The 14124-nt window shown below is 35.3% G+C and carries 12 protein-coding genes; 2 read left to right on the top strand and 10 right to left on the bottom strand.

All coding sequences use genetic code 11. The annotated features are described in order from the left end of the window. Positions 1-2: 2 nt before the first annotated feature. From AN34_RS05725 to rpsT, 4 genes are all read right to left on the bottom strand, one after another. Complete coding sequence (locus AN34_RS05725; RefSeq protein ID WP_029283195.1) at positions 3-761, bottom strand: prolipoprotein diacylglyceryl transferase; 759 nt, start codon at positions 759-761, stop codon at positions 3-5. Between the two features lie 5 nt (positions 762-766). After that, complete coding sequence (locus AN34_RS05720) at positions 767-1603, bottom strand: endonuclease/exonuclease/phosphatase family protein (RefSeq protein WP_029283192.1); 837 nt, start codon at positions 1601-1603, stop codon at positions 767-769. Positions 1604-1709: 106 nt separating this feature from the next. Continuing rightward, complete coding sequence (gene radC / locus AN34_RS05715) at positions 1710-2408, bottom strand: DNA repair protein RadC (RefSeq protein WP_029283190.1); 699 nt, start codon at positions 2406-2408, stop codon at positions 1710-1712. A 72-nt stretch (positions 2409-2480) separates the two neighbouring features. Beyond that, positions 2481-2735, bottom strand: coding sequence for a 30S ribosomal protein S20 (rpsT, locus tag AN34_RS05710; protein ID WP_010603296.1), 255 nt, complete (start codon positions 2733-2735; stop codon positions 2481-2483). A 241-nt stretch (positions 2736-2976) separates the two neighbouring features. Here rpsT and AN34_RS05705 point away from each other — a divergent pair, with 241 nt between their 5' ends. Then, positions 2977-3555: a phosphoribosylglycinamide formyltransferase gene (locus AN34_RS05705; protein ID WP_029283188.1), complete on the top strand. Its 579-nt coding sequence runs from the start codon at positions 2977-2979 to the stop codon at positions 3553-3555. A gap of 328 nt (positions 3556-3883) precedes the next feature. Here the strand turns inward: AN34_RS05705 and AN34_RS05695 are convergent, their stop codons facing one another. Then, the gene (locus AN34_RS05695; protein WP_029283184.1) at positions 3884-4990 is read right to left on the bottom strand and encodes a Gfo/Idh/MocA family protein; all 1107 of its coding nucleotides are present in this window, start codon (positions 4988-4990) and stop codon (positions 3884-3886) included. 159 nt (positions 4991-5149) lie between these two features. Here AN34_RS05695 and AN34_RS21990 point away from each other — a divergent pair, with 159 nt between their 5' ends. Continuing rightward, the gene (locus tag AN34_RS21990) at positions 5150-5227 is read left to right on the top strand and encodes a hypothetical protein (RefSeq protein WP_255353646.1); all 78 of its coding nucleotides are present in this window, start codon (positions 5150-5152) and stop codon (positions 5225-5227) included. A gap of 51 nt (positions 5228-5278) precedes the next feature. On the opposite strand, the gene AN34_RS05690 is transcribed toward AN34_RS21990, so the two are convergent. The 5 genes from AN34_RS05690 to AN34_RS05670 form a co-directional block, all read right to left on the bottom strand. Then, entirely contained in the window at positions 5279-6535 is a 1257-nt protein-coding gene (locus tag AN34_RS05690; RefSeq protein ID WP_197285485.1) for a hypothetical protein, read from the bottom strand. Positions 6536-6647: 112 nt separating this feature from the next. Next, positions 6648-8552, bottom strand: a complete 1905-nt coding sequence (locus AN34_RS05685) for an McrB family protein (RefSeq protein WP_051666255.1) — start codon at positions 8550-8552, stop codon at positions 6648-6650. Between the two features lie 40 nt (positions 8553-8592). Next, the gene (locus tag AN34_RS05680; RefSeq protein ID WP_029283178.1) at positions 8593-9015 is read right to left on the bottom strand and encodes a hypothetical protein; all 423 of its coding nucleotides are present in this window, start codon (positions 9013-9015) and stop codon (positions 8593-8595) included. 177 nt (positions 9016-9192) lie between these two features. Further along, positions 9193-12147, bottom strand: a complete 2955-nt coding sequence (locus AN34_RS05675) for a type III restriction-modification system endonuclease (protein WP_029283176.1) — start codon at positions 12145-12147, stop codon at positions 9193-9195. 3 nt (positions 12148-12150) lie between these two features. Then, positions 12151-14073 carry a site-specific DNA-methyltransferase gene (locus AN34_RS05670; RefSeq protein WP_197285484.1) on the bottom strand — a complete coding sequence of 641 codons (1923 nt, stop codon included), beginning with the start codon at positions 14071-14073 and terminating at the stop codon, positions 12151-12153. Between the last annotated feature and the right edge of the window lie 51 nt (positions 14074-14124).

Here is a 14124-nt window from a genome sequence, read left to right as displayed (position 1 = left end):
CTTTAAGTGAAAATAGTTTTTGTAATCCTGATGATGAATTTATAATAATACGCAAAAATTAATATTGCCGACCAATGAATGCTGCTTAAATTTAAAAATAAAGGTTGATAAGGCTTAATAAATTCAATTAAAAATCGAAACAGAAAATACAGCACCATAAATAATTTAAAGCGATCACCATTAATCAGGTTTTTATTTTTAAGAGCCCTGAAAAGGAAAAAGAGCAGGATCAAATAAAGCATTTCGTACAGCATAATCGGATGCCTCATGATGCCATCACCCAAATCCATTCCTGTAAATAAAGCAGTTGGAACCCCATAAGTGGGCTCATCTATACCCATAGAGAAACAACCAATGCGACCAATAAATAAAGCAACCAAAATTGGAACAACATATATATCGCCTGATGCAATGTTTACGCCAATCATCTTCTTAATGATCTCTACGCCGAATAAGCCACCCAATAAGCCGCCCACAATGGTTTTACTTTGATAAATAAACGAAAAACTCAAATGATTTAAAACCGCCGGAGTTTCCAAAACCGCAACCACACGAGAGCCAATAAGCGCACCAAGCATAGCCCCAAGCATAATCCATAACCGATTCTCATCTGAAATTGGATCTGTAATCCCTTTTTTTAAAAAGTAATAAACCCGAACACCTATGATAAAAGCCAGGGTTTCAAAAATGTAATGGTAATGATATTGGTTACCAAACAGCTCAAATTGAAACGGAAACGGGCTGCTAGATGTAGATATCATAGCTACTAAAACCAAAGCCGCGCAAAAACAGGTAGATGATCAGAAAAATATCGTTTGTCTTTACTATCACTTAATACGGCAAACTTTTGGACTTTAAAACCTTTATTTACAAAAATATAGTCAATTTTATCTTTAAGGTCACTATTAAAATTAAAATCATTAAAGGTACCAGTAGGGCCATAAGCAGGTTCCTGACTGATTTCTTTAGCATCGCTTAAGAATGATTTAATAGTACTGATGGCTTCAGTCTCCGGCGTAACATTTAAGTCGCCCGTAAAAACCACAGGTAAGGTGGGTGCAATTTGCTGTATTTTTTGTTTGATCAGTTTAGCCGATTCAATTCTGGCTTTAACACCTCTATGATCATAGTGCGCATTAAAAACTAAAAATTCCTTTTTATTTAATCGATCATATAACCTTACCCAGCTACATACCCTGTTAAGCGCGGCATCCCAACCTTTTGAAGGCACATCAGGTGTTTCAGAAAGCCAGAAAGTTCCGCCATCCTTTTTTACAAAACGATCTTTATCAAAATATACTGCAGAGAATTCACCTTTACGCTTACCATCTTCACGCCCTACCCCCACTACATCAAAATTCGTTTTCTTTAATAACGCATCAAACTGTTCAGGCAGCGCCTCTTGCACACACAGTATATCAGCATCATGAAATTTTACTAAGGCTTTCACATCCTGCTCACGGTTTGGCCATGCATTTATCCCATCATCCGGATTATTGTATCGGATGTTGTAGGATATGATATTAACAGGCATTCCATTTTGCTGTGCAAAGGCCATTGTGGAGAGCAATACTAAAGAGAACAAGATTTTAAAAGTTTTCATGACATTTTTAATTTGCCAATATTACTCATTTAGTGTTAAATGAATTTTAAGTATTAAAGTTGTTATATTCCGCTATCAAAAAAACCTTCTTCATCAGCACTTAAAACTAGATCAGATCTTCGTCCTTATAACTATAATAACTACTCCTCGCAAATATAATATGATCAACAACATAAAGCCCCAACAATATCCCTGAAGCCACTAAATCTCTGGTCAGTTTATTATCGCTTTCACTGGGCTTCAAATTTCCGGAAGGGTGATTATGCGCTAAAACAATATTTGCGGCATTACGTTCAAGCGCTACTTTAAAAATAATTTTTGGATCGGCAACTGTTCCGGCCTGCCCGCCTTTACTAATGAGATGCCTTCCAATAATATGGTTAGAACGGTTAAGCAACAGTATCCAGAATTCTTCATGATTGAGATCCGCAAAAGTGTTGTACAAATAACGGTGCACATCACTTGAAGCAGTGACCTGTACAATTTGTTCTTCTTGCACTTCCTTTCTGCGGAGGCCAAGTTCTAAAGCAGCAATAATGGTGATGGCTTTAGCTTCGCCAATCCCCTTAAACCTGGAAAGATCCTGAATAGATGCCTGCCCTATTTTGGTTAAGTTATTTTCATAGAAGGATAAAATCCTTTTACTTAAGTCTACGGCGGTTTCATTTTTGCTTCCTGAACCAATCAGGATGGCAATTAATTCGGCATCAGTTAAATGCCTGCGCCCATGATGCAATAGTTTTTCTCTCGGGCGATCTTCCTCTGCCCAAAGTTTAATACCCAGTTTCTGATCGTAATTCTCCATTTTTTTCGACAAAAAAAAGGCATCCCAACGTTTGGTTGGGATGCCTGATACTAATATCGTAAAAAAAGTGGATTATGCTAAACCGTTAACGAATTTCGTTAATTTTGATTTATTGTTAGCCGCTTTGTTTTTGTGAATAATGTTCTTTTTTGCTAAACGATCTAACATAGAGATTACTTTAGGCAATAAATCTGATGCAGATTTTTTATCTTCTGCAGCACGTAACCTTTTAATAAAAGTACGTGTAGTTTTTGCCTGATATCTGTTACGTAAACGTTTTGTTGCGTTTGCTCTAATTCTCTTTAATGAAGATTTATGATTTGCCATTTCTATTTAGCCTTTATTTTTCTTAATCGTTTCCTTTAATTCGGGTTGCAAATATAGAGTTTATCTTTTTAAAACGCAAAAGAATTTTAAATTTTTATCCGCTAAAATCTGATCTCAATTCCGAACTGCGAAAATACGATAAATTTATTCATTCACAACACTTTAACGATAGAGAATAAAATTTAATTTGAATACATAAAACATAGGTAAAAATACTATTTTTGAGGAAAACACATTCTGAGTGAAAAAACGAATAGCCATCTTTGCATCCGGTTCTGGCTCTAATGCCCAAAAGCTAATGGAGCATTTTAAACGCAGTAACGACATTGAAATTTCATTGGTGCTCACCAATAACGCTGACGCTTATGTATTGCAAAGAGCTGATAATTTTGAAATCCCAAGCCATATCTTCGATAAAAACGAGTTTTATAAAACAGACGAAGTAATTGATCTGCTGAAAAACCTTGATATCGATTTTGTTGTACTCGCTGGTTTCCTTTGGCTAATTCCTAAAAACTTAATTGCCGCCTACCCGGGAAGAATAGTCAACATTCACCCCGCTATTTTACCAAAATTTGGTGGCAAAGGCATGTATGGAGACTACGTACACAATGCGGTAATTGCAGCTGGCGAAACTGAAGGAGGTATTACCATCCATTATGTTGATGAACATTATGATGAAGGTGAGTACATTTACCAGGCAAAGTATAAAATTGATCGGGGAGATAACTTAGAAATGGTTAAATTTAAAGGCCAGCAATTAGAACACCAGCATTATCCTAGAATTGTGGAAGGATTAGTTAAGAAGATAAAAAAATAGATCTCTAGTGATGATAATGCACAGACACCAATAGCAGTATTTCCGTATTGATTGAGGAAAGGAACCATGCTTACCTCCTTTATGTTGTTTCAGAATAAGATAAAGGTATGCTTCCGGCAGGCAAATTCTACCCCATTTAATGTACCAATGCCCGCTTCTCTTAAACATAAAAATAATATCATCAGTTTTTAGGCTCAAATGACCACACCCTGTAATATGTCCCATGCGATCTGCTTCCTGCTATCCGGCCTGGCAAATGGCTTTAACATTGCAAACATCTTTTACAAGCAACCTAAAACACCATCAGACAAAATGATTAAATCAGACCTTACCTGATCATCACCTTTTTACCACTCTTTGCAGAAGCCTTAGCTGCTTCTAAAATTTTAACCACAATTAAATTGTTCTCCAAAGAAGATAAATCATTTTCAGGTATGATTTCTTTTCTCAATACCGCAGCCAGGTAGCCCAAACTAGAGGCATAAGCCGGTGTAAGTGCTTTTGCTTTATAAATCTTATAATCGGAATTGCCGTTTTCTTTTAAACGCAACTGCTGTTCATTAACAGCCTGTAGGTAACCTGTTTTCCCGAATACTTCCATATCTTTAATACTAAAAGGCCAGTTCCACGAAGCTTCAATGATGCCAGTCGCATCCGCGTACTCCAGCAAAATCGTGGCATCATCATCCACTTTCGGGTAAACGTCCGGTTTAATTTGATGCGTAATAGCCGACACGGCTATTGGCGCCTTGCCATTCATCAGCCAGGTCATTAAATTAGCACCATAACAGCCAAAATCGGTCAGTGCCCCAGCCCCGTTTTTAGCCGGATCAGTCAGCCAGCTTAAAAATTCTTTGCTCACCCCAATTTCCTTTGGTCCCTGGTGCCCGTCGTGTACAATCATCTTCCGCACCTCACCTATTAAATTTTGCGCCTTTATATTCAGGTAAGCTTCCTGATTACTCGGATACCAGGTGGTCTCATAATTCGTAAGCAAATGGATATGATGCTTTTTCGCCAGCTGAACCATTTTCTCTGCATCTTTAACCGTTGTGGCCAGGGGTTTTTCTACCATGACAGCAATCCCCAGGGGCGCAGCCGCCTCCACCACAGCCAAATGATCGCTGATGGCATTATAAGCCAGCACAGCATCTGGTTTACGTTTTTGCAATAAAGCAGGCAGGTTAGGATAAAATAAGCTATCCGCCAGTTGATAACGCTGCTTAAAACGCTGTATTAAATCCGGATTACTTTCTGCAATGCCGATGATGTTCACCTCACCCTTCTGGTAGCTATTCATAATCAGGTAAATGTGATCATGATTCAGTCCCGCCACAGCAACATTCAATTTTACCTGCTGCGCCATTGATCCAAAACAAATCGTAAATGTGGCAAATAGTGCAAATGCTGATTTCCAAAAGGACTTATGGCTCATTGTTAAACGTTTTAGGGGGTTTAATTAAGGTACACCAAGGTAAAAATTAATTCAAAAGAACCTTCACGCGCATAAGAATATTACAAATTTAGCAACACGTAGCAAAGAGACGGGGAAAACCGTATACATATAGGCCATAAAATTAGCTGCATCCGCGAATTGCGTGGCATAAAACAGGAAGCACACGCGACCGAACTCAGGATTAGCCAACAGGCCATTAGCAAACTAGAGCAATGAAATTCAAGATAGCACCTAGAGAAAATAGCAAAAGTTTTGGGATTAACAGCATTAAATAAATGGCAAAGTAATTTCTTGTAAATACAGTTCTCTATACATGGTAGACTTTCTGGCTTTGCCTTTTAGCAGTTGATCAGAGGATTCAGCTGGTTCTTCAAAAACATCTTCACTTTCTAAACCATCTTTTTCAGCAACCGCTGGTAAATTTGAAGGATAAATAAGATAAGCAGGGATCAACGAATTATCATTGATGTATAGCTCTTTGTATACTTTATTTAACCTGGTATATCCAGACAACTGCCGGGCATCCTCCATACTCGGGTTGCCGTATGCATATCTGGGCTTATATTTTGTATCTACTACAGCTTTAAAGCCGTTAGCATTAATAATAAAATCTAGTTCTTGTTGATGGTACTTTTGATGATAAACTACAGCATTATCATCTTTAAACTTCGCTCTTAATTTCTTAAATACATAAAGTTCAAATAATTTGCTCATATCTATCCAAAATGGTGGATGCATACAAGTAGCTTGTTTAGCATTTCTCGCAATATTATAATCGTGTAATGCAAGTATCTGATTACCAAACTGTATGGCTAAATTGTACTGTTTATAAAAAGGGTTATTCTCTTGATATTTCAATTTACTAAATGCTCGTGTGCCTACTTGCTGAAAACCAGCTTGACAAAAATCCCATAGTTCTTCTAAATTTAGTCTAATACTTCCTTTTGTGTCAAAATAATCAAAATGATGAGGCAATATACTTAACACATACTTCAAAAATTGATTAGCTTCGGTATCGAAACCAAATTCTTGATACTGGCAAATGGTTTGGATTAACCTATTTTTAAGGACATTCTCTTTAATCTGTCTCCCAACCAAAATTTTACCCTTAACCCTGCCAGAAAGATTTTCTGTTTTGGGATAATAAGATTTCTTTAGCCCTTTTTTTAATAACAACTTGACGGTTACCAAAAACTGTGCAATTAAAAATGGTGTTAGTTCTGGGGAAAGCTCATTTTCTATTTCAATCCACGGATCATCAAACTTAACCAATACCAAGCCTTCCAAATGATCAAAATTTTCTGGCTCTTTTAATGCTTCTAAAAGCATTTTAATATAGTTTAGTTGATGATTTTCATTATTGAGCTTCGGTTGGATATAAACAGGTAGTTTAAGTTTTGAAAATCTATCTAAGCCGATGTAGTAGGACGATGTAATCGAACATTGATGCTCTTCGTTTTCTTTACTCAGTTTTAAGGAAACGCAAGCGTATTGTTTTTCTATATCGAAAAAAATAGCATCCATTTTATCTTCCAATGCATAATAGCTTTCCCAATTGGATAATTGGGAAAGCGTATTGATGTGGTTGCGATTATAGTACTCGAAATGTTCAGAAATCTTAAGCATTAGTTTTCGATTAAGCTAGATTCCTGATTACTTCTCTCGCTGCTTCTTTTAAAATTCCATCCTTGATATATTCTTCTAAAATAGGTTTTATTTCATATTTTAACCTCACCCCCATATCTCCACCTTCTTCAGATTTATCTATAAAATACGAATGCCCAAGCTGCACTTCACTTTTGTTAAAATCTGATGTAATATGATCATCAAACAGCGAAGCGACCTTGTTAAACAAGATACTATCAAATTTAATATCCGGCTCTTTACTTAAATCTTTAGGCAGTACATCCACGAAGGCAAACCTTCGTCTAATAGCGTAGTCTATATGACCTACAGAACGATCAGCAGTATTCATAGTTCCGATGATATACAAATTTTTGGGCAGCCTTAATTCGTTTGTGCCACTATCATCATCAACATGTTCTTTCAAAGTGTACATACTTCGAACGGTAGTATGCTTTGCTTTATCCTTATCAAATCGATATTCCAACGCAAATATTAATTCTCCAAGAACTGCGGACAAGTTAGCTCTATTTATTTCGTCTAAAATTAAAACATAGTTTGAATTAGGATTATCAAGGGCTTTTTGGGCAAAAATTGATAGCACCTTATTTTCTACAATAAATTCAATTTGATTCTGATTATTGCTCTTAGAAACAATACCTCTCACAAAATCTTCATACGTGTATGATGGATGAAACTGCACAATTTCAAACTCCCCTTTTGAAACAACTTCGTCTTTTTGTAGTTCAATATCACCTTTCATATCGTAGGTGCTGAATAAGAAATTCATAAATTCCACATTGCTAATTTCAGAACCTAATTTTTTCTTTTTTTCTAAAAAAATCTCTTGAAGTTTTTTGTTTTTATCAACAAAATTTAACCCAGTATGATCGAAGCCCAATAATTTTAATGCATTATTTATACATGTTTCGTTAGAGATAGGAAAATATAATTCTGGATAATAGCTATTGAGTATTTTTAACATCAATCCCTTTCCTAAGTATTTGCTTACCTCTAAGAGATTTTGATTATTTGCAACATTAAAAAGTTGCTCTGCTAATTTTTCCATTGCTACCTCATCGTCCTCAATATCCTTAACAAAACCGCTTTTAACGTAAGATTGACTTTCCTTTTTCCAGTAAATTAAAAATTTACCTGCAAAACCAGCATATTGGCCATAACCATAGAGAACATACTCAAGCCACCAACAAAAACTATCATTAGTGCCCATACCAAAAGCATATTCTTCAAGCGTAATTTTATTAAGATTCTCTTTTTTAAACTTCTCCTGAAATGCTTCGAGCAATCCATTCAGTTCTTCCCTTTTAGACAAAACAGTTTCCAAAGAAGAATCAAAATGCTTGATATAGTCTTCTATAACCTGTTTAGGGCTTCCAAGGTTTTTAGGAGCTATCAAACTTTCTGCAATCTCACCAGCCAATTTTGTTTTACCAGTTCCGGGAGGCCCCTGCAATACGATTTGTTTTTTATATTTTAAAAGCGCTACTATTTCTTGATTCATTTTAGTGTTTATAATCTTTGAAAAACTATCTATCGCATTTTTTGCATAATCACCATGGGCTATATGAAATTGTTTGCCCTGCCCCCCATAACTACCGAAATTAACTTTAGGATAATCTTCTTGAAGAAAAATATTTCCCAATTTTAGGCATTTCACATCGTCAAATTCATTTGAAAGATTTACAGATACTTCAGAAAGATCTGCCAAACCAACAACATCTGCTAAAGCGATGATGGTACTGCCTTTAGTAATAATCAAAATATCGTTTGTCTTTGTAGAAAGTACATAGTTTTCAACTTCAAAACCAACAAATGCAATTTTAAACTTTTTAAAGTGTTGAAATACATCTACCCCTCCCCAATTTGTCCCAACTCTATATACTTTTTTATCTTTCATAATTTATATCGGTTACATTTAGAATAGAACTCAACCTCTCCTAATCTTTAAATTGCATTAGAAAAACATCACTAATTTCAAACTCATTTCTCACGTCATCCTCAAAAAAAGTAAACTTAACATCCACTTTTATTGGGTTATCGAATTTATTGGACTTAAAAGTAGAAATGCCTCCAGAAACAGGAATGTCGTCAAACCAGTTGATGTTTTCAATAGATCTTAAAAGCGGGTTTATAAAATAAATATTATAATTATCGACCTTATTATAACTACAGTAAATGAGTGTAGCATTATGTTGTATGGACAATTTTTCTTTTTCGTTTTTTATGGCTTCTAAATCTGTTTTTAAAAGATCAAAATCTGCTACTTGATTTTTATCAGCTGGAGCAATTTCAAAAATTAGCTCATAATTTTCATCCTTTGAAAAGAAAATTGACGCAGATTTTATTCTAAATTTTTTCATAACAATTTAATTTATTCAGTTTTTCCATTATAACTTACCTCTTCTTCCGCAACCATTCCCAATTCTCATTCTACTATTTCATAAGCATCTTCTACCGTAACCTGCCCATTCATTAACATAGGCAATAACCAATCTCTTAAAGCTGTAAGTTCTTGGTTTTGCTTAAGATTTGAATTTTTATTCTAACACTTCGTCAATTATCTGACGAATTTTTTTGTTGTTCAATTGTGTTTTGAATTCCACCTTATAGCCATCTATCGTTAATTGATTGAAGAACTCTCTCGCACAATCTATTTTTGCTTTCTCAATACCTCTTAATGTAGATTCGTTTTCGACATCTTTAGTTTCGACAATAACATTCAATATCTTCTCTCCATTATCTTTTTTGATGACATACATAAAGTCTGGACTATATGACTGCCCAGTTATGGTAGGTACCGAAATACTACTTCTTGGTATTTTACCGTAAACAATAATTTCATTAATACCATCTACTAAAATATTATCTTTTTCCAAGGGCGAATCATAAGCGTAAACATCATATAAATACTTTTCAACAGGTTCACCTTCTATAAATTTTGTACCGATTAAACCTTGAGTAATCTCCGCTTTGGGGGAACCATCTTTATACGTTAATGCCGTAGCTTTACTTCCTAAGTTGGCTTTTGAATAACTAAATCTTCCTGATAATTTTTCTATTTTCCAATCTGTAAATAGCTTCACGAAATTGGTTATACTTTGCTCATTAATTCGTTCTGTGTTGATTTTATTTGTTTTAGAATATTCTGATACAACCTCATGAATCAGTTGTATGGATAAATTGGTTTGTCTGTTAATACGTTTCAAAAACTCACCATAAGCTACTGGGCGATTAATTTTAAATTGCACACCTGTATCTTCTCTTAAAATGGCATTTGTACCTTTTGTGTCTAATTCCGATCGACTACTTTGAATGTAGGTATCAGCAAAAACACCTTGTTTAAATAAAGCTAGAAGCTCTATAAATAAATAGTTTTCATGCTCTACTTTCTCGTAATGTAAAATATACTTGCCGTTAATGGCTTCCCAAAGGGTTTTCATCTCATCAAAAACGCCTTTACGAATCTTTATTTTGCGTTCTTGTTTTTTGTTACGATCTTCTACTTTGCCAGATTGTAAACCAACAGTGAATGCAGGATACTCTGCAAAGAACTGCTCTGCATTTTGCGCAACGATATTTTTATCCATATCAATATAGTCGCTCATCAATAACTTTTTGAACAAATCATTCTTAGTAATGCTTAGTTCTTTGGCAACAATTTCTAGTTTTTCGTCAGAAAGCACAAAACCTTTTGGCAAGTCTGCATTAATCTCATTCACCAGTTTATCTGCAAAATCAGCTTCGGTAAAATCGATAATGTAATTAAGTTTGAATGCTTCATTGGAGATACGATTACCAAATTCATCTACTGGCAAACGCAAACCTCTGCCTACTTCTTGTAGTTTGCTATTGTCACTACCACTACTTCTTAGTTTGGTAATAGTAAATACATTGGGGTTATCCCAACCTTCTTTCAACGTCCATTTTGAGAAAAGAAAACGACGGGTATTCATAACGCCATTGACATCTTTTATACTTAATAGTTTCTTTTTCTCATATAATATTTCTTGTACCTCTTCTGCAATAGCATCATCTGCACTGCTATTGTCCTGCGAAAAGTAACCTGCATGGGTAGCTTCTACATCTACTTTAGATGCTAATAAATAGGCTTTATAGTCTGCTTCTTGCTTACTAAGTATTGGCAATATGCGATCTATCTTCTCTAATAGTAAACGTTCAAACATTTCTTTAAGATAAGGTTGCTTATCTTGCTTATCATTAACACGGTAAGAATAGATGTCGTCTATGAAAAATAGTGCTAATGTTTTGATTTTATTGTTACGGCTAAAGTTAGTACGCTCAGTTTCGAAATGTCTTTCTAGTGCCAACTGCAACATCGATTCTTGATATGAAGATGAATATATATCTGTATTGAACTCTTCACCCTGTGATTTTATTTGTCCATTAGATAATTCTATGGTATTGCTTGTAATAGCATCTATAAGCACACCTTCTAGCTCAGGTGCAATCATACCCAAGCTATCGCCTTTATGCAATTCAAAGATTTTGTTAGTTTCGTCTTTTTGTATCAACGTAAATTTAGCCGAAGTTTTGCTTACTATATTGGTTATTTTTACCTTGTCTTGCTTTTTGGTTAAGGGCTCAAAGTGCTCTTTAGCAATTCCTTTTATCAGGTTTTGGTTGAACGATTCAAACGCACTTAGGTCATATAACAAGTTAGTAAAGTCTTTCTTCTTGATTTTGCTTTTACCCTTACCTATTTCTATCTCTGGAAAAGTGGCTCCAAAACGAATAACTGTCTGCGGTTGTACTTCGTTTTCGATAAATTGATAGGCTTTTTGTGTTCTATTAAAACGATGTGGTTCGTCAATAATAACGAATGGCTTGGTTGCTTTAATACCTTCTATAGGTTTATAAAAACCTTCTACCCCATAATCATACATATCTGTGAGTAACTTAGATGTACCACCTAATAATGACATATTGGTAAGCAACACGTATATTTTATTAGTGCTTTGGCTACTTCCTGCGATGAACTCACGCACCACACTAGGAAAATAGTTCTTCCCTTTCTTTTTCTTAGTCGCCTCCAATACTAATACATCTAATTCGGCATTGTATCCGCATTGATCTTTGAAATGGCGCTTAGTATAGGCATCCTGCATAAACTGTTTAGCTCCTGCCTTGATAGCAAGTGTAGGCACAACAACAATAAATTTGTTGATGCCATAGCGCTTGTGCAATTCATACATTGCGGTTGTGTACACATAGGTTTTACCTGTGCCCGTCTCCATTTTTACATCTAAGTTCAGATATTTACCTACCTCGTTGTTGGCACTGTAATCAATAGAAACCCCATTTTCTTTCTGCACTTTAGCTATTTGTGCCATCAATTCATGGCGATCTAATTCCAAAATCGGGTTTTGATAATATAAGACGTTGGCTTTTATCAGCTTTTCGTGAAATACATTGGCTATGGCATTGTATCCTTTTTCTTGATGGGGCAACCCATTTTTAAGTATCAATTCCATGGTTTAGTATCTCACAATGTAGTTTATCTTTAGATTTTTTTCGCTATCGTTGAGGATACGAAGATTCTTATCTATCATTTCGCTAATGCTCCAATCGGGAAAACTATATCCAAATATCACAACATTTTCAGGATTAAACGCACCATTGGTATCATAATACGAAAGCAATGCTTTCATACTCTCAAGTGTAAAACTAGGGTCTATTAAATAAATGTGTTTTTGGAAATAATAAGCTGTGTACCCTGCTAAATCTATTATTTGGGCAGTTACAGTCAAACCATACCCATCTGCGTTCAACCATGTAGCCAATATAGCAGATTTACCAAAATCGTCTAGTATGGTTTTGTCGGCCAATAAGCCTGCCTTGTCAAAAGTTTCTAATCTGTCGAGCGTATTTTTATTGGGCTCTACTAAGGTGTAATGTTTAAAGCCTAAATCTTTTGGCATTACCTCTCTCTCAAACAAATCTTCTGTCTTGCCTTTCTTCTTTTCAATTTGTTTGGCCTTTATCGTAATAGCAGCACGCTTGATCCTCTCTATTCCAATATAATCTAAAGTTGTAGGTAAATTGTTATCTTTCAAGAACTCGTATGCAATCTTTTGAGAAGCATCATCTTCACGCAATACTTCAGGTAACTGAACTGCTATGAACTTGCGGTTACCACCATCTTCTTGATTCAATTGCATAATGGCATGGGCTGTCGTTGCAGAACCTGAGAAGAAGTCAATAATTAAGTCATTAAAATCTGTCGCAATTGAAATGATTCTTTTTATTAGGTCTACCGGCTTAGTAAAGTCAAATACTTTTTTGCCATCAAATAATGATCTTAAATCTCTAGCTGCTTTTTTGTTTCCATCCAAATCATCCCATAAAGGTGAAGGCCGTTTTGTTCTTCCTTCTAAATAATATTTGATATAAGGCCACCAAATATCTGTCCCATCCTTTTTTGCTTTTTTCCATATGATAAAATTTTCCTCAACTAACCTTTCGTAACGCTTCTTCTCAATCCTCCAGCAACTTTCATAACCACCTGGGCCAGCTGGAAACAATTCTTTTCCATCAGGATCGGTAATTGCATAATACATATTAGGTCTATCTTCTCTCCTGTCATTGCTTCCCGTTTTCCTCATCTGATCATAAGCATACTTACCTCTGTCATCCTCATTTTCAAATCTTTTAAGATCGTGTTCTGTTAGTTCAATGCCATTCAACTCCAAATTCGGATTTCTTGAGTACACTAATAAATAATCAAAAGAACTTCCCAAACCACCACTATCCTGTCCAGTCGTCTGACCTGTTGTACGCGCAATGCAACCTAAAAAATTTTCTTCTCCAAAAACATCGTCGCATAATAATTTCAGATTGGCTTGTTCATTATCATCAATCGAGATAAAAATAACACCATTATCTGTCAATATATCTCTTGCTAATAGCAAACGACTATACATAAATAGCAACCATGCCGAATGAGATGCTGATCCACGATTAGTGAGTTCTAATATTCTGCTGGCTTCCTCTTCGGTAACATTCAACTTTTCTTGTAAACTATCTAGGGTGTAATTGAAGTTATCTTGATATACAAAACCATCAGAGCCCGTATTATAAGGCGGATCAATATAGATGCATTTGATGCTGTTTTGATAGGACTTTAGTAAGTGTTTTAACCCATCCAGATTATCACCTGAGATGTAAATATTCTCACTATTGAAGTTTTCTGGTAAGTTATTGTGTACCTCTTCGGGTTTTATTATTGTAGTAGTATCGGTACTTGCTAAAAGTTTAGCGTAGCTTTTGCCAAGGAACTTAAGCTCATACCCTTCATGGACTATATTTGCTTGGTCTTTGACCTCTCCTAGAAAACGAGCAATATCAAACGAACCATCGACATTGAAACAAGTGGGAAAATGCTCTTTAAGAAGAGCCATTTGCCTGCTATTGAAGTTAATACCCTCATTTTGATTTAGTATATCCTGTAT

The sequence above is a fragment of the Pedobacter sp. R20-19 genome (assembly GCF_000708265.2).
Classification (GTDB): Bacteria; Bacteroidota; Bacteroidia; order Sphingobacteriales; family Sphingobacteriaceae; genus Pedobacter.
Note: the sequence above shows the minus strand (reverse complement) of the source record. Positions and strands in the feature narration are given on the sequence as shown.

Bases quoted from the DNA above. Each gene is read 5' to 3' on its own strand.
- AN34_RS05680 (WP_029283178.1), bottom strand. From the start codon at position 9,015: ATGAAAAAATTTAGAATAAAATCTGCGTCAATTTTCTTTTCAAAGGAT.
- AN34_RS05685 (WP_051666255.1), bottom strand. From the start codon at position 8,552: ATGAAAGATAAAAAAGTATATAGAGTTGGGACAAATTGGGGAGGGGTA.
- AN34_RS05720 (WP_029283192.1), bottom strand. From the start codon at position 1,603: ATGAAAACTTTTAAAATCTTGTTCTCTTTAGTATTGCTCTCCACAATG.
- radC (WP_029283190.1), bottom strand. From the start codon at position 2,408: ATGGAGAATTACGATCAGAAACTGGGTATTAAACTTTGGGCAGAGGAA.
- AN34_RS05695 (WP_029283184.1), bottom strand. From the start codon at position 4,990: ATGAGCCATAAGTCCTTTTGGAAATCAGCATTTGCACTATTTGCCACA.
- AN34_RS05725 (WP_029283195.1), bottom strand. From the start codon at position 761: ATGATATCTACATCTAGCAGCCCGTTTCCGTTTCAATTTGAGCTGTTT.
- AN34_RS05690 (WP_197285485.1), bottom strand. From the start codon at position 6,535: ATGGATGCTATTTTTTTCGATATAGAAAAACAATACGCTTGCGTTTCC.
- rpsT (WP_010603296.1), bottom strand. From the start codon at position 2,735: ATGGCAAATCATAAATCTTCATTAAAGAGAATTAGAGCAAACGCAACA.
- AN34_RS05675 (WP_029283176.1), bottom strand. From the start codon at position 12,147: ATGGAATTGATACTTAAAAATGGGTTGCCCCATCAAGAAAAAGGATAC.
- AN34_RS05670 (WP_197285484.1), bottom strand. From the start codon at position 14,073: ATGGCTCTTCTTAAAGAGCATTTTCCCACTTGTTTCAATGTCGATGGT.